We start from the raw sequence: 22,662 nt of genomic DNA, 5'->3' as shown, positions 1-22,662 counted from the left end.
ACGCGCGGACCTGTCGCAACCATTTGCGAAGTGCTCCACGCACGCTTATATGCAAAACCCAACCCGACAGAAACTGCGCGACGCGAGGCTGCCCCATGTCCAACACACGCCACACCAAGGTCCTTATCATCGGCTCCGGTCCGGCCGGTTATACTGCGGGCGTCTATGCCAGCCGCGCGATGCTTGAGCCAATCCTTGTACAAGGCATGGAACCGGGCGGCCAGTTGACGACAACCACCGAAGTTGAAAACTGGCCCGGCGATACCGAGGTGCAGGGCCCCGACCTGATGGTCCGGATGGAAGCCCACGCCCGCGCGATGGGCTGTGAAATCGTGGGCGACCTGATCACGTCGGTCGATTTCGACAAGCGCCCGTTCACCGCACACTCAGACAGTGGAACCGTTTACACGGCGGACGCGATCATCCTGGCCACCGGCGCACGGGCGAAATGGTTAGGCCTGCCATCGGAAGAGGCGTTCAAAGGGTTTGGCGTGTCGGCTTGCGCCACATGTGACGGCTTCTTTTATCGCGGGCAGGAAATCGTGGTTGTCGGCGGCGGCAACACCGCCGTTGAGGAAGCGCTATTCCTGACCAACTTCGCCTCCAAGGTGACCCTGATCCATCGCCGCGATGAATTGCGGTCCGAGAAAATCCTGCAGGACCGGTTGTTCAAGAACCCCAAGATCGAAACGCTGTGGTTCCACGAACTGGAAGAAGTGTACGGGACCGACATGCCCAAAGGCGTCGAGGGCGTGCGCGTCAAGCACACCAAGACCGGAGAGATCACCGATATCCGGTGCAAAGGCGTGTTTATTGCCATTGGTCACGCGCCTGCCAATGAACTGGTAAAGGACACGCTGGAAACCCATATGGGCGGCTATGTGGTGACCAAGCCCGACAGCACCGAAACCTCTATTCCGGGTGTCTTTGCGGCAGGAGATCTGACCGATCACAAATACCGTCAGGCCGTGACCAGCGCCGGTATGGGCTGTATGGCAGCGCTTGAAGCAGAGCGTTTTCTTGCAGAACAGGAAGACAACGCCGAAGCGGTTGCTGCCGAATAGAAAAGCGGCCACGCTGCCTGTGCGCATCCGTGCACGGGCAAAAAAGACACAAAACCTAGCGAAGTCAGCGGCATGAAGATGTTTGTTCTTTCGTGAACAAACATTCTATGCAATTTGTTCACGCGTGAACATAAATTGAGCCGTTTTCTGTGTCCGTATCCAGTCGCCACCCAATCACTGACGAAGAGGAGGCCCTCTTCCGCCTGCTCCGTCAGATCGACATGGCATCGGGAGCAACGCAGCGGGTCATTGCAGAAGCCCTCAACGTGTCCCTGGGCCGCTTGAATGCGCAACTCAAGGACGCGACGGCCCAAGGGTTCATTAAGGTCGGCAACAGCAACAGTTCCGACAAACGCCAACGGTATTCCTACGAACTCACCCTCAAGGGCGCGTCTGAAAAAGCGCGCCTGACAGACACTTTTCTCGCGCGTCGATTGGCAGAATACAACGCGCTCCACGCCGAATTAACCGGTACATCCAGCAGGCTCGTGCCTGCCAACCACAGGATGCAAGTGATGCAAAACAACCTCGCCCCGATCCCGGAACTTTACGTGTCGTATGACAGCGCACAGAAGATGAAGGCAGAGGCCGCCGACCTGACCAGCCACGATTTGACACCGCGTCAGGTTTGTGATCTCGAACTTCTGATGAATGGCGGCTTCAACCCGCTTAAGGGATTTCTGAGCGAAGATGACTACAACAGCGTCGTCGACAACATGCGTCTGGCCGATGGCACCTTGTGGCCCATGCCGATCACTCTGGATGTGTCCGAAGAGTTCGCCGCAAGCCTTGAAATCGGTCAGGACATCGCGCTGCGCGATCAGGAAGGCGTGATCCTTGGCACGATGACCGTGACCGACCGTTGGACGCCAAACAAAGCCCACGAGGCCGAAAAGGTGTTCGGCGCGGATGACGATGCCCACCCGGCCGTCAACTACCTGCACAACACCGCAGGCAAGGTCTATCTGGGCGGTCCGGTCACCGGCATCCAACAACCGGTGCATTACGATTTCCGCGGTCGCCGCGACACGCCGAACGAATTGCGCGCCTATTTCCGCAAACTGGGCTGGCGCAAGGTCGTCGCGTTCCAGACCCGCAACCCGCTGCACCGCGCGCACCAGGAACTGACTTTCCGCGCGGCCAAGGAATCACAGGCAAACCTGCTGATCCACCCCATCGTCGGCATGACGAAACCCGGCGATGTGGATCACTTCACCCGCGTGCGCTGCTACGAGGCGGTGCTGGACAAATATCCCCAATCCACCACAACCATGTCCCTACTGAACCTCGCCATGCGCATGGCCGGCCCGCGCGAAGCGGTGTGGCACGGATTGATCCGCAAGAACCACGGCTGCACGCATTTCATCGTTGGGCGCGATCACGCTGGACCCGGCAAGAACAGCGCCGGAGAAGATTTCTACGGACCCTATGACGCGCAGGACCTGTTCCGCGAGCATGAGGAAGAAATCGGCATCGAAATGGTCGATTTCAAACACATGGTCTATGTGCAGGAACGCGCCCAGTACGAACCGATGGACGAGATCGAAGACAAGGATGACGTGACCATTCTGAACATCTCGGGCACCGAACTGCGCCGCCGTCTGGCCGAAGGTCTGGAAATCCCGGAATGGTTCTCGTTCCCCGAAGTTGTCAAGGAACTGCGCAAAACCCGTCCACCACGGTCGCAGCAGGGCTTTACCGTCTTCTTCACCGGCTTCTCGGGTTCCGGCAAATCCACCATCGCCAATGCACTTATGGTCAAGCTGATGGAAATGGGCGGACGGCCTGTCACGCTTCTGGACGGCGATATCGTCCGAAAGAACCTCAGCTCTGAACTTGGCTTCTCGAAAGAGCACCGCGATCTCAACATTCGCCGGATCGGGTATGTGGCATCCGAGATCACGAAGAACGGCGGTATCGCGATCTGTGCCCCAATCGCACCGTACGCCACGACACGTCGGGCTGTACGGGAAGACGTCGAAGAGTTCGGCGCGTTCATCGAAGTCCACGTTGCGACCAGCATCGAAGAATGCGAACGCCGCGACCGCAAAGGGCTCTACAAGCTGGCGCGGGAAGGCAAGATCAAGGAATTCACGGGGATTTCCGATCCGTATGACGTTCCCGAAAATCCAGAACTGCGCGTTGAAACCGAAAATGTCGAAGTCGACAACTGCGCGCATCAGGTGATCCTGAAGCTGGAAAGCCTTGGACTGATCGCGGCGCAGTAAGCCGACCGAACATGACACCAACAGGCGCGGGGCAATAAACTGTCGCGCGCCTTTTTTTATGCGCGACGTCGGGGTCACCTGCGGTATTATGCGTACACGATGTAGACCATTTCACTCACATCCATCCCGCCACGGTTTCCGACGCTTGGGTCTGTTGTGAGCGCGTTGCTGAAGCAGTCGATCCCAGCCCGGGTTGTCGTGTGCCTACCAATCGATTTCCGACGTTTCCCTGCCTCCACCCGCCCACCAGACGTGCCAGACGGCGCAATTGTCCGGCATTGCCCAGACTATGGCCCGGCGACGAAGCTTCTTGGGTGTCTGGACGACCCTGACGCCTCCGACATTCTGTATTGCGACGACGATTGGCATTACGACCATATCTGGGCCGAAACCCTGTGCGCCGCGCGTGGCAAGCGAAATGGCGTTTTTGCTGCCACATCCTTTCCCATATCGCGGCTAAAACGCCATGCGGCATCGGGCCGGGACCAGGTTGCGCAAGGATTCGGCGGCGTTCTTGTGCGAAAAGACATGTTTGGCCCGGATGTCTTTGACTTGCCGGATGCCGCCTATGCAGCCGACGATATCTGGCTGTCGGGCTATCTTGCGGCGCGGAACATACCGATCTGGCAAGCCTCCAAGGCGCGCGAGCTATGCACACCGGCTATAACGGCAGGGGATCAGCTACAGGACAGTTGCATCAGCGGTCTGAACCGAAAGGCCGCCAACAGTGCATGTGCCGACGCGGTTTCACGCCGGTTTGGCATCTGGCCACGGAACGTCTCTGCACTCTGAACATCCTTGGGTATATATCTCGCATCACCTTCCTGAAATGAGGACCATATGCGTCTGTTTCATCTTGTCGTCTTTGGATTGAACTGCTGTCTGGGCACCGCCCTGCAGGCCGAAGTAACTTGTGATACGCAATACGGAATGGTGTGTATCGAAACCGTCGCCACGTCCGATACCGTCACGTTCTACGCCGAAAACAGGCATAGCCTTTTGCCGGTCACGTTGTCTTTGGACATGAACCTGACAAACCTGGAGCGGAAAACGGGCAAAGACGGCGCCTTCGTTCTATCGGGCCAAGAGCGCATTCCCCTTTTTGTCCTGCAATCAATCCGATCGGGCCCCTGGCGCTACAACTATGAATTCAGCTGGAGCCGTGGTGACATCACGGCACGTCACACCGACACGTACCGATACCGGTTGCCGTTCGAGACAAGCTCTGCTGTCGTGGTCGGACAGGGATGCAACGGCCGGTTCTCCCATTTGGGCGCACAGCGGTATGCCGTCGATTTCATGATGCAAATCGGAACACCGATCCTCGCCGCCCGCGACGGGCGCGTGGTGGACATCAAGGAAGATTCGAACCGGGGCGGTCCTGACCGTTACTACGAAGCGGACGGAAATTACGTGATCGTGCAGCATGACGACCGCACCCTTGCACAGTACTTTCACCTGCAAAAGAACGGCGCCAGCGTGCGCTTGGGCCAATCCGTAAAACGGGGGGACCTACTGGGGTATTCGGGAAATACCGGGCGTTCGACTGGGCCTCACCTGCATTTTGATGTGGTCACCGGTTCAACCGGTATCGAGAGTCAAACGGTTCCGGTGACATTCGCCACGCCATCAGGTGAGATCTCGTGCCCACGGCAAGGGGCACGATTGACCGCCACGCATTAAGAAAGCTGCGCCATCGACGCGCGGTCGCGCCTAATGAACCGTAACAGGTGCCAGATCGTTCTGACGCGCGAGGATAAAGGCCAGCTTGCGGTCTTTGACCAAGGCCAGTCTCTCTCCGTCCGCGCGGTGCACGGCATAAATGGTTTTCTGGTTGCCCAATTCGCCCTGCACTTCCGCAGGCAAGTCAGCAACCTCGACCGGTCTGACATACACCAGATTCGAGCGATCCGAGTCGTTGAAATTAAACGGCGTATTCATGTCCTAACCCTTCCTGATCTGGATTGTTTGCACCACGGTTTCGGGACGTGACAGCGTCAAATCCACGTGTAACAGCCCGTTTTCCATGATCGCCTCTCCCACCTCGACGCCATCCGCCAGGACAAAACTGCGCTGAAACTGGCGCGCGGCGATGCCACGATGCAGAAAAACGCGATCGCCGCTGTCGTCTCGCTGACGTCCACGGATGACAAGCTGTCTATCCTCAACGGTGATGCTCAGATCTTGTTCCCGAAAACCTGCAACAGCCAGCGTGATGCGGTAGGACGCATCCGATGTCTGTTCGATGTTAAAGGGCGGGTAACCTTCGTTGCCGGATTTCGCGGTGCGTTCCAGCAGGCGTTCAAGTTGCTCGAAGCCGAGCAGATGGGGATAGGATCCCAACGTCAATTTCGTCATCGACACGTCCTTTTGCATAAAGCGACTGTGCTATGTCGGCCCCGTTCCGGCGACCGTCAGAGGAGAATATGGGGATGCAGATCACATGACGCAAGGGCTTTGCGGAATCGCAGTTTACGGCTATCTTTGAGGGCAATGAACCAACCGGGACAACACGATCCATGAATGCGCCAACAGATCTGTCGATGAAAACCGATGATGTCCTAAAGGTTGAACTGGAGGTCTTTCGGCGCGAGCATCGCGATCTTGATGAATCGATCCGCGCGCTTCAGGCAATCGGAACTGCGGATCAGCTGACGCTGCAGCGTCTGAAAAAGAAAAAGCTGCGGCTCAAGGACAAGATTGCCATGATCGAAGACCGTTTGCTGCCCGATATCATCGCCTGAGTTGCTCCTCGATTCGAACTGGCTATAGTGCGCGCTTCGACGACAGAAGAGGGCGCACACCGCATGTCCGACACCATCAAAACAGGCATTATCATGGGCAGTCAGTCAGACTGGTCCACGATGAAAGAAGCCGCCGACATGCTGGACGCGCTGAAGGTGCCCTTCGAGGCGAAGATCGTTTCGGCCCATCGGACGCCGGACCGGTTGTGGGACTACGGAAAATCGGCTGTGGATCGCGGTTTGCAGGTGATCATCGCCGGTGCCGGAGGCGCGGCACATCTGCCGGGAATGATGGCCTCGAAAACCCGGATCCCGGTGATCGGCGTTCCGGTCCAGACACGGGCTTTGTCCGGCGTCGACAGCCTGTATTCGATATTGCAAATGCCTCGCGGGTTCCCGGTTGCCACCATGGCCATCGGCGCGGCCGGGGCGGCCAATGCCGGGTTGATGGCGGCTGGTATTCTTGCGTTGCAGGACGCGGCGCTTGCCGACCGTCTGGACCAGTGGCGCAGCGATTTGTCAGCGTCGATCCCTGACGCACCATCGGACGAAGGGTAAGACCATGTCAGACATGCTACCGCTTGGGTCAACCATCGGCATCATTGGCGGCGGCCAACTGGGTCGGATGTTGTCGGTTGCCGCCAGCCGACTGGGATTTCAGTGCCACATCTTTGAACCCGGCGCGCAGCCTCCTGCGGGTCAGGTTGCACAAAAGGTCACAACCGCAGCCTATGACGACGAAGATGCCCTGCGTGCCTTTGGAAAATCGGTGGATGTGATCACCTATGAGTTTGAAAACATCCCAACCGAAGCGCTGGACCTGTTGCAGGATCTTGCCCCGATCCATCCCGGACGCGAAGCGCTGCGTGTGTCGCAGGATCGGCTGACCGAAAAGACGTTTCTGCAAGGGTTGGGCCTGAACACGGCACCCTTCGCCGATATCACGGATACCACAAGCCTTGACGCGGCGCTGGCCAGTATCGGCACACCGTCGATCCTGAAAACCCGTCGCTTTGGCTATGATGGCAAAGGCCAGGCCCGCCTGAAAACGGCTGACGACGCGGCGCAAGCTTTGGCCGACATGCAAGGTGCGCCGGCGATCCTCGAAGGCTTTGTCAATTTCTCACATGAGGTGTCCGTGATCGCGGCGCGCGGACTTGATGGCGCGGTTGCGGCGTTTGATCCGGGCGAAAACGTCCATTCCGATGGCATCCTGCGCACAACCACGGTGCCTGCGCGGCTCTCGCCCGGCCAGCGCTCAGATGCTGTTCTGATCGCGGCGCAAGTTTTGAACGCGCTCGACTATGTCGGCGTTCTGGGCGTCGAATTGTTCGTCACGCCAAGCGGGTTGATCGTCAACGAAATCGCGCCGCGCGTCCACAATTCCGGGCACTGGACACAGAACGGCTGCGCGGTGGATCAATTCGAACAGCACATCCGCGCCATCACCGGCTGGCCGTTGGGAGACGGGTCACGCCACACTGACATCGTCATGGAAAACCTGATCGGCGACGATATGGATCACGTGCCCGAACTTGCCAGGTCTTCGGACGCTGCGCTGCACCTGTACGGCAAGGCCGAAACCAAGCCGGGGCGCAAGATGGGTCACGTCAACCACATCAAACGCGCCTGATCTTCTCTGTTTTCAAAATACCTCGGGGAGTTTGAGGGGCTGGCCCCTCAAATCGACAGGAAACGCCGGGCCACGTCCCCCGTCATATAGGCGACGCGGCCGGCCGCGATGGTCGCCATGACCCGGCGGGACGACCGGTCAAGGACAATCACATCGGCACGTTGCCCGGGCATCAGGTCACCGCGATCCGACAGCCGCAACAGCCGTGCCGGACCTTGCGACACCAACCGCCACGCCTGTGCCAGATCACAAATCCCAAGCTCGTCAAGGCGCAGGGCCGCGCGCAAGGGGGACGGGTAGTGGTAGTCAGACGCCAAAGCATCGCACAACCCGTCCGCGATCAGATCCGCGGCGGCAATGTTGCCCGCATGGCTGGCCCCGCGCACCACGTTGGGCGCACCCAGAACGATATGCGCGCCATCCGCCCGTGCCGCCTGAGCCGCCTCACGCGTCTCGGGAAATTCGCTGACAGTGGCGCCACGCGCGGACCAAATCGCGCGATCATCGGGCGTGTGATCATCGTGGCTTCCAAACACCACTCCCTTCTGCGCAAGACGCCGGGTCAGGGCGTCCATCGCCTCGGGCACGTCCGGCGATCGGGCATGTAAATCCAGAAGGAAAGCAAAATGCGCGTCCGGGTTGCGACCTGCCTTCAGCGCCTGCCCCACCAGGCGCGGTGGTTTGCGTCCTTCGGCCAGACGCGTGTGCGGCAGGTGATCGTTGAAGACGACATAGTCGATACCGAAGCGGTCAATCATCGCCTCGGCGCGCGCGATGTCATCCAGCAGATGTGTTTCGAACCGCAATTGCGCGCGCAAATCAATCTCGACGCGCGGTTGTGCCTTGGCCACGCTGTCGAACACATGTTCAGCAAAATCCGGGCTGCGAATGCCGCCTTCCCAACTAAAGAACTGCGCCATCACGGCTGTGGTGATGCCATTGGCGGCCAGTTCCGAGGCGCAGGCGATCACGCCGTTTTCAGCCTCGCGCAGGGCACCGCGCCGCGGCGCCATGTGGCGTTCGAACCCGTCACCGTGCACATCAATGATGCCCGGCAGTACGGTATACCCGCTCAGGTCAACATGTCGTTTGACCTCGCTATCCTGAACAAGACCGTCGGCAAGGGTCAGCGGCGCTTCGGTCCATCCGTCCGGTCCCAGAACCTGCGCGCCGGTCAGCGTGCATTCAATCGTCATTCAAAGGCTCCGGGCATATCCCAATGATGCAGGCCAGTTCGTTTGTGTTGATCGTCTCGGTCCAATCCAGTTCCGGATCGAACCGTCCGGTGCGCAGAAACAGATCAACCTGCGCAATCACCGAAGGCGATTGCATGATAAACGTATGCGTCACCGGCATCGTAAGATGCGCGCGCATGCCGTCAACCTTGGTGGATTCGACAGACACCTTGCCGTCGTCATCCCCCGGAATCAGGCTGGAAAAAAACGGGTTCAGCGACCGGTTCCCGGCGATAACGCCAAGCTCGAAATCCACGGGTGGCAGGGATTTCGGCAGATCCTTCGGATCGGTGCCAAGCTGCAATCCCGCCGGTCCGTTGAGCCATTCGAAAAACTCCAGCCCGCCCAGTTCATCCACCAGTTCACTACCCTGATTGGGCGGGGCGAGCATCACCACACGGCCAAGATTGTCGGGGCGATTGTCCTGCAACCAGACCCGCAACAGGATGCCGCCCATGGAATGGGTCACGAAATGCACGGTGTCCTCCCCGCAGCGCGCCATGGCATCGGGCAGGGTTTCCTCGACCAGGGACTGCACACGCGCGGTCGTTGACGGATATCCCGGTGCCTTGACGCGGTAGCCCTTTGCCTCAAGCACATTCTGCATCAGCACAAAGGACGTCTCGGTTCGGGCAAGCCCATGCAGCAGCACGACGCAGTCCGCACGCGCGGGTGGCGCGGTGAACACGGTCAGGGCCGTAAAAAGCAAGAGACCGAACAATCGAAGCATGAAAGGCAGATACGGCGTGAATGCCGCTGTGAAAAGGGGTCAGCGCCGCGACGTAACGGCCAGAAGCACACCGCCAAGCACGAAACAGGCCGCGATCATCAAACGCACACCCACGGTTTCCGACAACAAAAGCACGCCGCCAACCATGGCGATCACTGGCACCGTCAATTGCAACACCGCAGCCGTCGTGCTGCGCAGATCGGGCAGAACCGTATACCAAAGCGCGTATCCCAGCCCCGATGTGACCGCTCCGCACAGGATCGCGATCAACAGGCCAGAGACCGTGGCCTCGGGTATTCCCGATGAGGTCGGAAGCAGCACCGATATGGCTGCGAACAGGCCTGCACCTGCGGCTGCGAGGATAAAATTGGCGGCAGTATCGCCCAACGGATCGCTGCCCCCGCGTCCGTTCAGCGAATAGACCCCCCATGCCACCCCTGCCGCTGCCATCGACAGCGCGTGCGACAGGCTGGGCGCGGCTGATTGACCGGGCCAAAGCAGCCAGACCAGCCCGCCAAAGGCCAAACTCGCGCCGATCCACCGCTGAAGCCCTGGCCGCTCTCCGCCAACCAGCGCGCCGGCGAACATGGTGATCTGCACCATACCAAAGAGGATCAGCGCCCCCAGCCCCGCATCAAGGCTGTCATAGGCAAGCGAAAATCCAAATGTATAGACAAGGAGCGCGCCCACCCCCAGCCACCGAGTCGGACCACCCAAGCGCAAACCGCCATTGCGCAGCAGCACTAGAAGGGCAAGCATGACCGCTCCGGCCACCAGACGCACGATGCCAAAACTGACGGCGTCCATACCGCCGCTGGCGACGCCCACCCGATTGAGGATCGAGTTCGACGCAAAGGCGATCATTGTCAGGCAAGACAGGGCAACAAGGCGCATACGGGGGCGCGGCCTTAATCGCGTGGCGCGGACAAGATGAATTCCCGCATCACGGCCTCGCTTCGATCCGGATCATCGCGGTGCACGCCATGTCCGCAATCGTCAAAGACCTCAAGCCGGGCATGTGTGCCAATGGCGTTTGCGATGTCTTGCGAACAAATAACCGGAGTTACGGGATCAAGCGCTCCGGCAAGAACTAGCGTGGGACAGCTGACCGCCGCCAGTGCCGGGCGCATGTCCATGTCCATCATTTCATGTTTGAAAAAATGCACCGTCACCTCTGGCTTTTCGATCGCGCGATCCCGAAACGATGCCCCTTTGGGTGCTGCGGTGCGGGTATAGAGCGGCAGGCATACCTTGCCGTATGTCGCGTAGGTTTCCAGACTTGGATCCGTGAACAACGCCCGCGCGGCGTTGGCGGCGGCGTCACCCCCCAAGGTGCGGGCCATCTCAACCGTGGCCTCCGTTTCGAAATGTGCCGCAGTGGACGACAGGATGAGTTTTGAAGCCAAATCGGGATGCCGCGCAGCGACGCGCATGGCGACCATGCCGCCGAAGGACTGGCCAAAGACAATCGGTTTTTCGATGCCGAGGATGCGGCACAAATCGGCGACATCATCCGCCCATTGATCCAGCGTCCAGGTGTCGGGCGTACCGCCGGACCGGCCACAGCCGCGATGGTCGAAATAGACCACCTGCGCGATGTCGGCAAAGCGGTCAAAATGTGGGCGCAGGGTGGTGTGGTCATATCCCGGTCCGCCGTGCAGCATAAGCAGCGTAGGGCGTTCGTTGCCACGGTCGTCGAGGGCGGGGCCCGCGGTGTCAAAGAAGATGCGGGCGGTGGGCAGGTCAATATACATGTCGGGACAGTTTCAACTTTGCGTCCCGGCGTCAAATAAAGTCCCCATTCGAGGATCAGTAACACTCGCTAGCATGTTACTGAGAAAAGTCTGTTAGACCTTCATCAAAGAACCCTTACTCAGTAAAGCAGCCACCATTATTGGGTCTCCGTCTCGCTACATGGAATACGCCTGACGGAAACATGACACTCGTATCTTCCAATATTCTATAATCAAACTCTGAAAGGCGGTTTTTTGGTGGAGCATCTGGCTGCCAACAGTCCGAAACACAGATTGCAGAGACAAAGTAGTCTAAAGTGTCAAGTTCAATGCTGTAGTTCATTTCCTTGGCAGGTTTTTCATATTCGGAAGGTGTCATTACCTTTGGCATTGGCATAATCGTGTGTCGAACGTGCATCAACTTTCCAGATCGTAGTCGGGTACCATGATAACGAAGATGATAGTCCCATAAGGATGTTTCTGCCGCCCGACGCTTATACTCAGCGTCTGTTATTCTCTCCATCCATGGCTCCCAGAACTCACCGTACCGGGATCGGTCATTTAGCGACATCTCTAGGGTAAACTCGGGAAAATCGGCATGGTAACTAAGGCTTCTCTCAGACGATGTCGGATCGGTTGTGTTGATCCAACGGTCGACATCCTGAACTAATTTCAAGACGCGGTTTGCAGGACTTAAGTGCAATCCAAATCTGACCTTCCAAAGCTCCATAACCTCAGCATCAGCCAGTGTACCGGTTCGGGGAGTATTGTTACTCTGACTGCGTCCGTAAACCACGCCAGCGCGTATTATCTTGCCATTCTTCTCGAAATCACGCGTCAGGAAAAAAGGCTTCTGTTGACTGTCCAATATCTTTATTATGACCAAGAGTTTAGCGTCACCATCATCACACGTCTCAAACGTCTCCACCTCTACTGGAAGCGGATGATTGGTTGGAAAAGATCGGATGTCCGTCCAAAAATTATTCTCATAAAACGGTTTCGAGATACCACAAATGTTCCGATCATCTGTGACCCCACACACGATTAAACGCGGGTTAGGCGTGATTGTATTCGCCATTGAAAGAATATCATGAAGCATGTCTGATTTCTTGTCAGGAGAGTAATAATCACCTTTGAGATCAAACCAAGCGGTCTCAGTTGAGCGCGTGATGAGTTCTATCACATCGTAAGGAGTGTCTGACATGCGGTTTGATACGAAAAAGGCCGCACCCCGACAAGGGAACGGCCATAGGTAACTGTTACTAACTAGCGTTTTAGAGGGCTTACATCATGCCGCCCATGCCGCCCATGTCGGGCATGCCGCCACCGGCACCTGCGCCTTCTTTCGAAGGCTTGTCGGCAACCATGGCTTCGGTTGTGATCAGCAGGCCCGCGATGGATGCGGCGTCCTGAAGTGCTGTGCGCACAACTTTGGCCGGGTCGATCACGCCGAACTTGAACATGTCGCCATATTCTTCGGTCTGCGCGTTGAAGCCGAACTTGAGATCGTCGCTTTCGCGGATCTTGCCTGCCACAACAGAGCCGTCAACGCCCGCGTTCTCGGCGATCTGGCGCAGCGGTGCTTCAAGCGCCTTGCGCACGATGGTGATACCGACGTTCTGGTCGTTGTTGTCACCTGTGAGGCCGTCGAGCTTTTTGCCCGCCTGAACCAGAGCAACACCGCCGCCCACAACGATACCTTCTTGTACCGCAGCGCGTGTGGCGTTCAGCGCGTCATCGACGCGGTCCTTACGCTCTTTCACTTCGACTTCTGTCATGCCGCCAACGCGGATGACAGCAACACCGCCTGCAAGCTTCGCAACGCGTTCCTGCAGCTTTTCACGGTCGTAGTCGGATGTGGTTTCTTCGATCTGGGCACGGATCTGTGTGACGCGTGCTTCGATCTCGGCCTTTTCGCCGGAACCGTCAACAATGGTGGTCTCGTCTTTGGTGATCTGGATTTTCTTGGCGTTACCAAGCATGTCCATTGTCACGTTCTCAAGCTTCATGCCGAGGTCTTCGGAGATGACCTGGCCGCCTGTCAGGATCGCAATGTCCTGCAGCATGGCCTTACGACGATCACCAAAGCCCGGTGCCTTCACAGCAGCGATCTTCAGACCGCCGCGCAGCTTGTTCACGACGAGTGTCGCGAGCGCTTCGCCTTCGACGTCTTCCGCGATGATCAGGAGCGGCTTTTGCGACTGGATCACGGATTCGAGCAGCGGAACCATGGGCTGGAGCGAGGACAGCTTCTTCTCGTGGAGAAGGATCATGCAGTCTTCGAGCTCTGCCGTCATCTTGTCAGCGTTTGTGACAAAGTAGGGGCTCAGGTAGCCACGGTCGAACTGCATACCTTCGACAACATCGGTTTCTGTTTCCAGACCCTTGTTTTCTTCGACGGTGATAACGCCTTCGTTGCCAACCTTCTGCATCGCGTCTGCGATCTGGCGGCCGATTTCGGCTTCGCCGTTCGCAGAGATGGTGCCAACCTGCGCAACTTCGGCGCTGTCGGACACGTCACGTGCGGCGGCTTTGATCGATTCCACCACGCGCGCTGTGGCAAGGTCGATACCGCGCTTGAGGTCCATCGGGTTCATGCCCGCTGCGACCGACTTCATGCCTTCTTTGACGATGGCCTGTGCCAGAACCGTCGCAGTTGTTGTACCGTCACCGGCTTCGTCATTGGTGCGGGAAGCAACTTCCTTCACCATCTGCGCGCCCATGTTCTCGAACTTGTCTTCCAGTTCGATCTCTTTGGCGACGGATACACCGTCCTTCGTGATGCGCGGTGCGCCGAAGGATTTGTCGAGGACCACGTTGCGGCCTTTCGGGCCGAGGGTCACTTTCACGGCGTCAGCAAGAATGTTGACACCTTTCAGCATGCGCGTGCGCGCGTCTGTATCAAATTTTACGTCTTTTGCAGACATCAGTAGGTCTCCACTAATATAGTCAGAGGTTTTCGTTTGCGATCACAACAGGCGTTCAGGCAGCTTTTGCAGCTTTCGCGTCCGTGATGATGCCGAGGATGTCCGACTCCTTCATGATGAGGAGTTCTTCGCCGTCGACTGTCACTTCTGTACCGGACCATTTGCCGAACAGAATGGTATCGCCTTCCGAGACAGCCATCTCGATCAGCTCGCCACTGTCTTTGCGTGCACCATCGCCACACGCAACAACCACGCCTTCTGCAGGCTTTTCTTTGGCGCTATCTGGAATGATCAGGCCACCAGCAGTTTTGTCTTCACTTTCGATCCGACGGACCAGCACGCGGTCATGAAGCGGTTTGAATGCCATCTTCGAGTCTCCTTGCTCAAAGGTTTCACTATCAAGTCCCTCGCTCTCCGAGAGATCGTTATCACTCTCTATCGACGAGTGCTAACGGCGCATAGCTAGGCACGAGACCTAAATGAGTCAACATGCGACTGCGACATTTTTTGCTGTGACCGGGAAGATCCGATTTCCGCCCCGGTATAAAGCGGGCGTCGCCGTCTTCCCTACCCCGCAGATCGCACCCGCCAGTATGCTGGCGTGAACGCGCCTTGCTATCGATTCCGTGCGAAATCCCGCCTCTGGGCGCGCTAAGGGCTGTGCAGACAGGCAGGTTCGTGGTTTCCTGTCTTTATTCAAATCGACGCTTTTGAGGATGTATCCATGAGATTGCCGCTCGCATTGACCTTATCTGCTTTTGCCACGTTCGCCGCAGCCCAGGACCAGCCGAATACCGTTCTTGTCATGGACGGGTCAGGATCCATGTGGGGCCAGGTTGATGGCGTGGCCAAGATTACCATCGCCCAAGACGTTGTCGGCACATTGCTGTCCGATTTCCCTGCGGAACAGGGGCTGGGATTGACCGTTTATGGCCATCGGGAACGCGGCGAATGTACGGACATTGAAACGGTGGTTGCCCCGGCACCGGGCACGGCCGCGCAGATTGCGGAGGCCGTGAACGGGATCAAACCGCTGGGCAAAACCCCGATGACGGACGCGGTGATCGCCGCCGCCGAAGCGCTGCGATATACGGAAGACAAGGCCACCGTCATTCTGGTGAGTGACGGCGTCGAGACCTGTAACCCTGACCCCTGCGCCGCCGCCCGACTGCTTGAAGAGGCGGGCATTGATTTCACCGCCCATGTCATCGGGTTCGATGTTGGCTCAGACGCGGAGGCGCTGGCCCAGATGCAGTGCATCGCGGATGAAACCGGCGGCAAGTTCCTTACAGCCGACACTGCGGATCAACTGACCGCGGCCCTGACGCAGGTGGCCGTGGCAACGCCGGAACCAGAGCCAGAGCCCGCACTTGTGCCCACAACATTGTCGGCGGTGATCGAAGGCAGCGACACGCCGGTTCCCGGCCCTGTGCTTTGGGAATTGACGGGCAATTCCGGCGTTGTTCTGGACGACACCGAGGGCAACCCTCTCATGGTTGATCTTGAAGAAGGCTCATACACCGCCCTTGCCTACAGCGTGACGCTCGAAGCCGAGTTGAGCCGCCAGTTTGTGGCAATCGGTGACGCGGCCCGCGTTGAGATCGCGTTTCCCGAACCCAAGGAAACCGCGCGGCTTCTGGCTCCAACGACGGCAGTGGCAGGCAGCACGATCGAGGTTGGCTGGGACGGACCGAATTACGAAGATGACTATATCGGCATCGGCGCTCTGGGGGCCGAAGGTGCCAGCATGTGGCAAAACTGGGCCTATACCAAGTCGGGCAACCCAGTGAAGTTGCTGGTGCCACCGGTCGAAGGCCCCTACGTGATCCAGTACTTCAAGCGCGAAGGACGCGAGAGCCTTGGGAGGGCCGAGATCAGCGTGACTCCGGTTGACGTGACGCTGACCGCACCTGACAGCGCGCCTGCAGGGTCAGACATCGTGGTCGAATGGACCGGCCCGGATTACAAAGAAGACTATATCGGCATCGGGCGCGTGGACGCAGACGGGGCCAACCAGTGGGAAAACTGGGCCTACACGGCGTCGGGATCACCGGCCAAGATCACCGTTCCAGAGACGCCCGGACAGTACGAGATCACCTATTTCATGCGGCAGGGGCGTACACCGGTCAGAACCATCGCGTTTACGGCCACGGAAGTCACCGCAACCATCGTTGCGCCAACCGAGGCTGAGGCCGGATCAACCATTGAAATCGACTGGACAGGGCCGGACTACAAGGAAGACTACATCGGCATCGGAAAGGTTGATGCAACCGGTGGCAGCCAGTGGGAAAACTGGGTCTACACCGCAGACGGCAGTCCGACGAAACTGGTGATGCCTGCAGAACCCGGTGACTACCTGATCACCTATTTCCAGAGGCAAGACCGAACGCCGTTGGTTTCGGTTCCCATCACGCTGACCGCCCTGTCAGCCAGCATCACGGCCCCGGCTGAAGCCGCTGCGGGTTCCACCATCGAGATCGGCTGGACCGGGCCAGACTACAAGGAGGACTACATCGGCATCGGAAAGGTTGATGCGACCGGTGGCAGCCAATGGGAAAACTGGGTCTACACCGCAGATGGCAGCCCGACGAAACTGGTGATGCCCGCAACACCCGGCGACTATCTCATCACCTATTTCCAGCGGCAGGATCGAACGCCGTTGGTGTCGGTGCCGATTACCCTTACGCCGCTGGAGGTGACCGTCACCGCCCCAGCCACGGCAATCGCTGGCGAGGTGATCGAGGTTGAATGGACAGGTCCCGATTACAAGGAAGACTATATCGGCATCGGAGCGGTCGACGCGACCGGTGGCAATCAATGGGAAAACTGGGCGCGCACTTCCGAAGGCAGCCCACTCAAGCTCACCATGCCCTCCAAACCCGGCGACTACCTGATAACTTACTTCCAGCGCCAGGACCGGACGCCTTTGGCCAGTACGATGATTGCATTGCAAGCGCCCGAGGCCAGCCTGGCCGCCCCGGCAGAGGCGGTGGCGGGATCGACGATAGACGTTGCGTGGGTCGGTCCGGATTACAAAGACGACTACGTTGGCATCGGGCGCGTCGATGCGACAGGCAGCAATCAATGGCAAACCTATCGCTACACCCGTGACGGGAACCCCGCCCAAGTGACGGTGCCGTCAACGCCGGGCGCGTATGTGATCACCTATTTCATGCGGCAAGACCGCACCAAACTTGTCGATACACCTCTGAACGTTGTCACACCGGAGGCTCGTTTGATCGTGCCGGAACGTGCGCAAAAAGGGTCGGCCATCGAAATCGGCTGGGTCGGCCCGAATTATAAAGATGATTACATCGGTATCGGACTGGCCAGCGCGTCGGGCAGCAAACAATGGGAGGCGTGGCGCTATGTCCGGGACGGCAACCCGGTCGAGATCACGTTGCCAGACACACCCGGCGAATATCGTGTCCGCTATTTCATGCGATTGGACCGCACGATCCTGACCGAAGAGACACTGATCGTCGAATAACGTCCAATGCGTTCGGCAGGCTTTGGACCTACGATAAGCTGTCGCCCCAATCCACCAATCCCTTGCGCCCTTGCGGCGTGAGGGCATAAACGCCGGTTTCTATCCGCTCAAACCAGCCATAATGATTGTCGCGCATGACCGTCGTCGCGTTCTTGACGCCGGTGGCCTTTGCCACCAATGCGCCTTTCTCGGCTCCGGTTTCGGCCAGGTACATGGCGCAGCGCAGGGCGTCCTGGCGATAGGCGGTGACGATCCCGTGACGTGTCGCGCCTCCTGCATTGGGATCGCCTTCGAGCCGCGCAAACTCGCGCAGCAGTTTGGCGCGTTTGTTCTTGTTCTTGCGCGGCGCATACGGCCCGGGATCGCACTGGGCTTCCACAACGCCATCCTTGCGCACCGTCAGAAACCCAAGCCCCAGACGGCGACACAGCGACGTGTTCTCGCGCAGGGCGCGCCGCGCGTTTCGTCCGGTCGGTTTGACGATGGCGATATAAACAGTGTCGGACACCGCAAGCCGTGCAACCGCCTGATGATACAGGGTCAGGTTCACGCGCAGCTTCAGTTCGACAATCACGGGGTCTTCGTCGCCCCGAAGGGCGACCATGTCCGCCGCGCCAACCTCACCTTTCACCGTATAGCCCTGCGCTTGCAGATAGGCTTTCACATGCGGGTATAGATCGGCTTCTCGCTCCATTCGGTATCAATGCGCGACCGCCTTGCCGCTGGCAAGCCCAGCGCCTAGCTTTGTAAAGGCCACCCTGAAAGGACAGCGTCGATGCTTATCCGTCTGATCTCGTTTCTATGCCTCGTCGGGCTGTCCCAACCCGCGTTTGCCGCATGTGCCGGCACAGATCTCCGGGCAACGCTGACCTCCGCAGAGCAATCCCGACTGGACACGATCCTTACCGACGCCCCGTTTGCCGAAGGCAACCATTGGCGCGCGACAAGGGACGGGCGAACCATTCACCTGATTGGGACAATGCATCTGCCGGACCCAAGGCTGGATGCCCCGGTCAACCGGTTGCAGGGCCTGATCGAAAGCGCCGACATCCTGCTGCTGGAAATGACCGATGAAGACGAAGCCGCGCTTCAAAGCCGCCTTGTCTCTGATCCCGCGCTGTTGATGTTGCCGGATACGACATTGCCCGAATTGCTGTCCGAGGATCAGTGGTCCGCCATGTCGGATGCCTTGCAGGCCCGCGGCATGCCGCCGTTTATGGCGGCCCGGTTCCAGCCGTGGTACGTGTCCATGCTTCTGGCCATGCCACCCTGTGCGAGCCTGACCGACCTGACGGCTGGCGGACTGGATGCGCGCCTTGAAGACATCGCAAAGCAGGCCGACGTGCCCCGTGCGGCGCTTGAAGACGTCGAAACGATTTTTGCGGCCTTTGCGGATCAGCCCCGCGATGTTCAAATCGATATGATGCTGTCGGCTCTTGTTGAGCCAGAGGTCAGCGAAGACCTGTTTGCCACGCTTCTGGCAAGCTACTTTGACGAAGCGCCTGCCGAAGGGTGGGCAATGTCGACCCTCCTCGCGGAACGGTTCAGCCCGATCCCCGCCGACAAAGCAGCGGCGATTTTCGCGACGCTGGAACATCAACTGCTGATCAAGCGCAATCGCGCGTGGATTCCGGTTCTGCTGGACGCGTCAGAGCAGCACACTGTGGTTGTGGCGGCATTTGGTGCCGCGCATTTGCCGGGCCGGGATGGTGTTTTGAACCTGCTTCAAGCGGAAGGCTTCACGCTTGACCGTTTACCGTTTTGACGCCACGCCGCCACGCACCTGACTATCATCCTTTAGCAACAGCCCCAACGCCAGAACCGTCAGCGCCACCCCGATCAGGATCAACCCGGGTGGCAGGGGACGGCCCAGCGCCACCTCCCACAGGATCACCCAACTGGGCGTGAGATAGGTGTAGGCCATCACCTTTGCCGACGGGATGCGCAGGCTTGCATATTGCAACAGCAGGAATGTCGCCGCGCTCGCAAACACAGAGGTATAGGCGATCGCGATCCATACGATGTTCGGCAAGTCCGACCAGTTGATTTTGGTCAGCGCCGGCAGCCCCACAAGCGTCAGCAACAGCGCCCCGGCAACTAGGGTGCCAAAAGTGAACACTGCCGCCGATTCCCCGCGGTTCAGCTTGGCGACCATCGGCGTGTAAATGGCATGCCCGATACAGCCAAAGAAGAAGATCACCTCTCCACGGCCAAGATTGAAGGCAAGCAAAGCACTCAGGTCAGCCCGGAAAATCACCCAAAGCGCGCCGGTCGCGCCAATCGCCAACGCAAGCACCATGCGCGGTGTGAGAACTTGCCGGAGCAGGATCCATCCAAACCCGGCCGCCATCACCGGCGTCAAGGTGAACACCGCCGCCATCGACACGGGTGCGCCGGTCTTCAGCCCCTCGAACATCAGAACGAAATACGTGCCAAAAAACAGTGCCAGAACGAAATAGCGCCACGGCGCGCGGAACGAACCGGGCGGGATACCACCGGTCGCCTTGACCACAACAGACATCAGTACGGCTGCAAAGGTGAACCGTACGGCATTCAATGCCTCCGGAGCGATATGTGGTGCCGCCATCGCGCCCAGCGAAAACGACCCCGCCACCAGCGCCGAAAACGTCAACATCGCCAGATGGCCGCGCCGCGCCTCGGTCATGGTTGCGGCGCAGCGCCGGATTTGGCTTTGGCCGCCGCCTTGAGATGGCTCACCAGCGCCTGAACCTTGGCCGTGCGATGCAGATCGACATGGGTCACCAGCCAAAGCTGGGGCGACCAGTCATCTTTCGCAGGCAGAACCTCGATCAGGTCCGGATCGGCCTCCCCCTGATCGCGGGTCATAAACCCGATCCCTGCCCCACCCCGGACCGCGCGCATCATGCTTGCGGTGTCCGTGGTACGAAACACGACGCGGTCGTAAGGCACTTTGGATCGCAGCCATTTCTGGAACGGCGCGCGTCCATCCGGGTTGTCACTGCCGACAAACGTATGCCCGGCCAGCGCGTCTTCGGTTTCCGGCAAGCCATGTTTTTTCGCGTAACGTTTCGACGCATACAGACCGATGTCCAATTTCATCAGTGGTTGTACAACATTGTCCGGCTCTTCCGGGGCGGTGCCAGCGCGAACCGCCACATGGGCTTCGCCGTATTCCAACCGGAACACCCGTGCATCGGTCAGGTAGCGCACCACCACGTCTGGATATTCTTCCTTGAAGCTGGTCAGAACCGGGACAAGGAAATCCGACAGTTCCACAATGGATGTCACCATCAGCTCACCGCTGACATCCGATCCCCGACCGCGAATGCGACCGACAAGCTGTTGAAGTTGATCTTCTGTTGTCTGCGCGACGCGGGCCAGATCTTCGCCGGATTCCGTTGGTGTGTATCCCCGTGCATGCCGCTGGAACAGCTTGACGCCCAATCGTTGCTCTAGGGCGTCGATATGCCGGATGACCGTTGCGTGATGAACCCCAAGGACATCCGCTGCACCACTTACCGTTCCTTGCCGCGCCACCTGATAGGCCGTGCGGACTTCATCCCAATGTTCCATTCTGCGCCTCTGTGCAAATTATCACATATGATGCGCATTCCTTCCTATTTCGTGCGCAGACGCAAGTGATATCTATGTGATCAGAAACGTCAACGCCCCAGAAAAGGAAACACACCCATGACACACACAGTATTGCGCATCGACGCATCCGCCCGCCGCACCGGTTCCGAAAGCCGCAAACTGGCGGACCGCATCATTGACCGTTTGGCCCCTGCCACAACGCTGACCCGCGATCTGGCCACCGCAGTGCCCGCGATCGACGAAGCCTGGCTTGCCGCCAACTGGACACCGGACGCCGATCGTTCTGATGCGCAGCGTGACACGCTGGCGTTGTCCGACCAGCTTGTGTCCGAACTCAAAGCCGCGGATACGATTGTCATCAGCACCCCGATCTACAATTTCGGCATCCCGGCCGCGCTCAAGGCGTGGGTCGATCAGATCGCCCGCGCGGGTGTCACGTTCAACTACACCGAAACCGGCCCCAAGGGATTGCTGGACGGAAAGCGCGCAATCATCGCCATCGCCTCCGGTGGTACCGAAGTGGGTTCCGACATCGACTTTGCCAGCGGCTATCTGCGCCACGTCCTCGGCTTTGTTGGCATCACAGATGTCCAGTTTGTGGCAGCCGATCAGCTGATGGTGGATGCTGACGCCTCCCACGCAAAAGCAGACGCTGCGCTCGAAAAACTGGCGGCGTAACCGCCTGACTGTCTGGACCACACACATAAGGCGCGGGTACACTCGCGCCTTATGAAGGTTACCCGCGACACCGACACCCAATTGATCCTCGCCAATACACCTTGGCTGCTGTCCTTGGGATTGGTGTTGTTCATGTTGGTTTTCGTCGGTGCTGGAGTGCTGCGCATGTCAGACACCCTGTTGGGTGGCATGGTCATGCTGATTGCCGGATCCATCGGCGGTGCGGTGTTCCTGCTGGCATTTGTGCGGCGAACACAACTTATTCTTGATCGACATTCAGGTCTTGTCACGTTGCGTCGACGCAGCCTGCTTGGTTATTCGGAAAAGACCTTTGATCTGGACGATCTGTCCCACGCGGTGACGCAGGACTCCCGCAGCAAAAACAACAGTGGAACGCGGCGCGCGGCGTTGATGTTTCACAAAGGGCCGGACAAGGGCACGCATCCCATCACCATTGTCTACACCAACACCAAGGGACCGGTGCGCGCCGTGGATGCCATCAACCGCTGGATGGAACGGCACAGAACACCCGATACGCCATGATAGCTTGACTCTCGCAGGGCAGACCGACTAAACGGCCTGCAACTCCGGGAAGTTCAGCTTTCCGGTCCCTTGGGCTATGCC

At 58.8% G+C, this 22,662-nt stretch carries 23 protein-coding genes; 11 read left to right on the top strand and 12 right to left on the bottom strand.

Going from position 1 to position 22,662, the window contains the following annotated elements; all coding sequences use genetic code 11:
* Positions 1-95 precede the first annotated feature (95 nt).
* The 4 genes from trxB to MWU54_RS10235 all read left to right on the top strand — a co-directional run bounded on the left by trxB (position 96) and on the right by MWU54_RS10235 (position 4,975).
* Positions 96-1,064 (top strand): thioredoxin-disulfide reductase, encoded by a 969-nt coding sequence (gene trxB, locus MWU54_RS10250; protein WP_247082890.1) that lies wholly within the window; start codon positions 96-98, stop codon positions 1,062-1,064.
* A gap of 149 nt (positions 1,065-1,213) precedes the next feature.
* A complete protein-coding gene (locus MWU54_RS10245; RefSeq protein ID WP_348647639.1) occupies positions 1,214-3,292 on the top strand; it encodes a bifunctional sulfate adenylyltransferase/adenylylsulfate kinase in 2,079 nt (692 codons plus the stop codon).
* Between the two features lie 252 nt (positions 3,293-3,544).
* Positions 3,545-4,084 carry a hypothetical protein gene (locus tag MWU54_RS10240; RefSeq protein ID WP_247082886.1) on the top strand — a complete coding sequence of 180 codons (540 nt, stop codon included), beginning with the start codon at positions 3,545-3,547 and terminating at the stop codon, positions 4,082-4,084.
* A 48-nt stretch (positions 4,085-4,132) separates the two neighbouring features.
* Positions 4,133-4,975 (top strand): M23 family metallopeptidase, encoded by an 843-nt coding sequence (locus tag MWU54_RS10235; RefSeq protein WP_247082884.1) that lies wholly within the window; start codon positions 4,133-4,135, stop codon positions 4,973-4,975.
* 30 nt (positions 4,976-5,005) lie between these two features.
* On the opposite strand, the gene MWU54_RS10230 is transcribed toward MWU54_RS10235, so the two are convergent.
* Positions 5,006-5,233 carry a DUF1150 family protein gene (locus tag MWU54_RS10230; RefSeq protein ID WP_247082882.1) on the bottom strand — a complete coding sequence of 76 codons (228 nt, stop codon included), beginning with the start codon at positions 5,231-5,233 and terminating at the stop codon, positions 5,006-5,008.
* A gap of 3 nt (positions 5,234-5,236) precedes the next feature.
* Positions 5,237-5,650: an Hsp20 family protein gene (locus tag MWU54_RS10225; protein WP_247082880.1), complete on the bottom strand. Its 414-nt coding sequence runs from the start codon at positions 5,648-5,650 to the stop codon at positions 5,237-5,239.
* A 161-nt stretch (positions 5,651-5,811) separates the two neighbouring features.
* Between MWU54_RS10225 and MWU54_RS10220 the strand changes: the two genes are divergently transcribed.
* The 3 genes from MWU54_RS10220 to MWU54_RS10210 all read left to right on the top strand — a co-directional run bounded on the left by MWU54_RS10220 (position 5,812) and on the right by MWU54_RS10210 (position 7,669).
* Positions 5,812-6,036, top strand: a complete 225-nt coding sequence (locus MWU54_RS10220) for a DUF465 domain-containing protein (RefSeq protein ID WP_247082878.1) — start codon at positions 5,812-5,814, stop codon at positions 6,034-6,036.
* A 63-nt stretch (positions 6,037-6,099) separates the two neighbouring features.
* A complete protein-coding gene (gene purE / locus MWU54_RS10215) occupies positions 6,100-6,594 on the top strand; it encodes a 5-(carboxyamino)imidazole ribonucleotide mutase (protein WP_247082876.1) in 495 nt (164 codons plus the stop codon).
* A 4-nt stretch (positions 6,595-6,598) separates the two neighbouring features.
* Complete coding sequence (locus MWU54_RS10210; RefSeq protein ID WP_247082874.1) at positions 6,599-7,669, top strand: 5-(carboxyamino)imidazole ribonucleotide synthase; 1,071 nt, start codon at positions 6,599-6,601, stop codon at positions 7,667-7,669.
* 47 nt (positions 7,670-7,716) lie between these two features.
* On the opposite strand, the gene MWU54_RS10205 is transcribed toward MWU54_RS10210, so the two are convergent.
* The 7 genes from MWU54_RS10205 to MWU54_RS10175 form a co-directional block, all read right to left on the bottom strand.
* A complete protein-coding gene (locus tag MWU54_RS10205; RefSeq protein WP_247082872.1) occupies positions 7,717-8,865 on the bottom strand; it encodes an alpha-D-ribose 1-methylphosphonate 5-triphosphate diphosphatase in 1,149 nt (382 codons plus the stop codon).
* Positions 8,855-9,634, bottom strand: coding sequence for an alpha/beta fold hydrolase (locus MWU54_RS10200; RefSeq protein ID WP_247082870.1), 780 nt, complete (start codon positions 9,632-9,634; stop codon positions 8,855-8,857). Before MWU54_RS10200 ends, MWU54_RS10205 begins: the two co-directional genes overlap by 11 nt.
* A 39-nt stretch (positions 9,635-9,673) precedes the next feature.
* Complete coding sequence (locus MWU54_RS10195) at positions 9,674-10,528, bottom strand: DMT family transporter (RefSeq protein WP_247082868.1); 855 nt, start codon at positions 10,526-10,528, stop codon at positions 9,674-9,676.
* A gap of 14 nt (positions 10,529-10,542) precedes the next feature.
* Complete coding sequence (locus tag MWU54_RS10190) at positions 10,543-11,388, bottom strand: alpha/beta hydrolase (RefSeq protein ID WP_247082860.1); 846 nt, start codon at positions 11,386-11,388, stop codon at positions 10,543-10,545.
* Between the two features lie 115 nt (positions 11,389-11,503).
* A complete protein-coding gene (locus MWU54_RS10185) occupies positions 11,504-12,571 on the bottom strand; it encodes an ATP-binding protein (protein WP_247082858.1) in 1,068 nt (355 codons plus the stop codon).
* A gap of 79 nt (positions 12,572-12,650) precedes the next feature.
* On the bottom strand, positions 12,651-14,294 hold the full coding sequence (groL, locus tag MWU54_RS10180; protein ID WP_247082856.1) for a chaperonin GroEL: 1,644 nt from the start codon (positions 14,292-14,294) through the stop codon (positions 12,651-12,653).
* Positions 14,295-14,349: 55 nt separating this feature from the next.
* Entirely contained in the window at positions 14,350-14,661 is a 312-nt protein-coding gene (locus tag MWU54_RS10175; RefSeq protein ID WP_247082854.1) for a co-chaperone GroES, read from the bottom strand.
* Positions 14,662-15,018: 357 nt separating this feature from the next.
* Between MWU54_RS10175 and MWU54_RS10170 the strand changes: the two genes are divergently transcribed.
* Positions 15,019-17,784 carry a VWA domain-containing protein gene (locus tag MWU54_RS10170; RefSeq protein WP_247082852.1) on the top strand — a complete coding sequence of 922 codons (2,766 nt, stop codon included), beginning with the start codon at positions 15,019-15,021 and terminating at the stop codon, positions 17,782-17,784.
* 28 nt (positions 17,785-17,812) lie between these two features.
* Here the strand turns inward: MWU54_RS10170 and MWU54_RS10165 are convergent, their stop codons facing one another.
* A complete protein-coding gene (locus MWU54_RS10165) occupies positions 17,813-18,478 on the bottom strand; it encodes a DUF2161 family putative PD-(D/E)XK-type phosphodiesterase (RefSeq protein ID WP_247082850.1) in 666 nt (221 codons plus the stop codon).
* Between the two features lie 81 nt (positions 18,479-18,559).
* Here MWU54_RS10165 and MWU54_RS10160 point away from each other — a divergent pair, with 81 nt between their 5' ends.
* Positions 18,560-19,549, top strand: a complete 990-nt coding sequence (locus tag MWU54_RS10160; protein WP_247082839.1) for a TraB/GumN family protein — start codon at positions 18,560-18,562, stop codon at positions 19,547-19,549.
* Here the strand turns inward: MWU54_RS10160 and MWU54_RS10155 are convergent.
* Both MWU54_RS10155 and MWU54_RS10150 read right to left on the bottom strand, forming a co-directional pair.
* A complete protein-coding gene (locus MWU54_RS10155) occupies positions 19,538-20,449 on the bottom strand; it encodes a DMT family transporter (RefSeq protein ID WP_247082831.1) in 912 nt (303 codons plus the stop codon). The two genes, MWU54_RS10160 and MWU54_RS10155, sit on opposite strands and share 12 nt — an antisense overlap.
* The gene (locus tag MWU54_RS10150; RefSeq protein WP_247082829.1) at positions 20,446-21,339 is read right to left on the bottom strand and encodes a LysR family transcriptional regulator; all 894 of its coding nucleotides are present in this window, start codon (positions 21,337-21,339) and stop codon (positions 20,446-20,448) included. The genes MWU54_RS10155 and MWU54_RS10150 overlap by 4 nt, the downstream gene beginning before the upstream one ends.
* Before the next feature lie 117 nt (positions 21,340-21,456).
* Between MWU54_RS10150 and MWU54_RS10145 the strand changes: the two genes are divergently transcribed.
* Positions 21,457-22,038, top strand: a complete 582-nt coding sequence (locus MWU54_RS10145) for an NAD(P)H-dependent oxidoreductase (protein WP_247082827.1) — start codon at positions 21,457-21,459, stop codon at positions 22,036-22,038.
* Between the two features lie 51 nt (positions 22,039-22,089).
* Positions 22,090-22,581, top strand: a complete 492-nt coding sequence (locus tag MWU54_RS10140; RefSeq protein ID WP_247082825.1) for a hypothetical protein — start codon at positions 22,090-22,092, stop codon at positions 22,579-22,581.
* Positions 22,582-22,662 lie beyond the last annotated feature (81 nt).

The organism is Marivita sp. S6314, assembly GCF_023015985.1.
Classification (GTDB): Bacteria; Pseudomonadota; Alphaproteobacteria; order Rhodobacterales; family Rhodobacteraceae; genus Marivita.
This window is presented reverse-complemented; position numbering and strand designations above follow the sequence as displayed.

Excerpts from the sequence above, each read along its gene's own strand:
- trxB (WP_247082890.1), top strand. The coding sequence starts at position 96 with ATGTCCAACACACGCCACACCAAGGTCCTTATCATCGGCTCCGGTCCG.
- MWU54_RS10235 (WP_247082884.1), top strand. The coding sequence starts at position 4,133 with ATGCGTCTGTTTCATCTTGTCGTCTTTGGATTGAACTGCTGTCTGGGC.
- MWU54_RS10230 (WP_247082882.1), bottom strand. The coding sequence starts at position 5,233 with ATGAATACGCCGTTTAATTTCAACGACTCGGATCGCTCGAATCTGGTG.
- MWU54_RS10225 (WP_247082880.1), bottom strand. The coding sequence starts at position 5,650 with ATGACGAAATTGACGTTGGGATCCTATCCCCATCTGCTCGGCTTCGAG.
- MWU54_RS10220 (WP_247082878.1), top strand. The coding sequence starts at position 5,812 with ATGAATGCGCCAACAGATCTGTCGATGAAAACCGATGATGTCCTAAAG.
- purE (WP_247082876.1), top strand. The coding sequence starts at position 6,100 with ATGTCCGACACCATCAAAACAGGCATTATCATGGGCAGTCAGTCAGAC.
- MWU54_RS10210 (WP_247082874.1), top strand. The coding sequence starts at position 6,599 with ATGTCAGACATGCTACCGCTTGGGTCAACCATCGGCATCATTGGCGGC.
- MWU54_RS10205 (WP_247082872.1), bottom strand. The coding sequence starts at position 8,865 with ATGACGATTGAATGCACGCTGACCGGCGCGCAGGTTCTGGGACCGGAC.
- MWU54_RS10200 (WP_247082870.1), bottom strand. The coding sequence starts at position 9,634 with ATGCTTCGATTGTTCGGTCTCTTGCTTTTTACGGCCCTGACCGTGTTC.
- MWU54_RS10195 (WP_247082868.1), bottom strand. The coding sequence starts at position 10,528 with ATGCGCCTTGTTGCCCTGTCTTGCCTGACAATGATCGCCTTTGCGTCG.
- MWU54_RS10190 (WP_247082860.1), bottom strand. The coding sequence starts at position 11,388 with ATGTATATTGACCTGCCCACCGCCCGCATCTTCTTTGACACCGCGGGC.
- MWU54_RS10185 (WP_247082858.1), bottom strand. The coding sequence starts at position 12,571 with ATGTCAGACACTCCTTACGATGTGATAGAACTCATCACGCGCTCAACT.
- groL (WP_247082856.1), bottom strand. The coding sequence starts at position 14,294 with ATGTCTGCAAAAGACGTAAAATTTGATACAGACGCGCGCACGCGCATG.
- MWU54_RS10175 (WP_247082854.1), bottom strand. The coding sequence starts at position 14,661 with ATGGCATTCAAACCGCTTCATGACCGCGTGCTGGTCCGTCGGATCGAA.
- MWU54_RS10170 (WP_247082852.1), top strand. The coding sequence starts at position 15,019 with ATGAGATTGCCGCTCGCATTGACCTTATCTGCTTTTGCCACGTTCGCC.
- MWU54_RS10165 (WP_247082850.1), bottom strand. The coding sequence starts at position 18,478 with ATGGAGCGAGAAGCCGATCTATACCCGCATGTGAAAGCCTATCTGCAA.
- MWU54_RS10160 (WP_247082839.1), top strand. The coding sequence starts at position 18,560 with ATGCTTATCCGTCTGATCTCGTTTCTATGCCTCGTCGGGCTGTCCCAA.
- MWU54_RS10155 (WP_247082831.1), bottom strand. The coding sequence starts at position 20,449 with ATGACCGAGGCGCGGCGCGGCCATCTGGCGATGTTGACGTTTTCGGCG.
- MWU54_RS10150 (WP_247082829.1), bottom strand. The coding sequence starts at position 21,339 with ATGGAACATTGGGATGAAGTCCGCACGGCCTATCAGGTGGCGCGGCAA.
- MWU54_RS10145 (WP_247082827.1), top strand. The coding sequence starts at position 21,457 with ATGACACACACAGTATTGCGCATCGACGCATCCGCCCGCCGCACCGGT.
- MWU54_RS10140 (WP_247082825.1), top strand. The coding sequence starts at position 22,090 with ATGAAGGTTACCCGCGACACCGACACCCAATTGATCCTCGCCAATACA.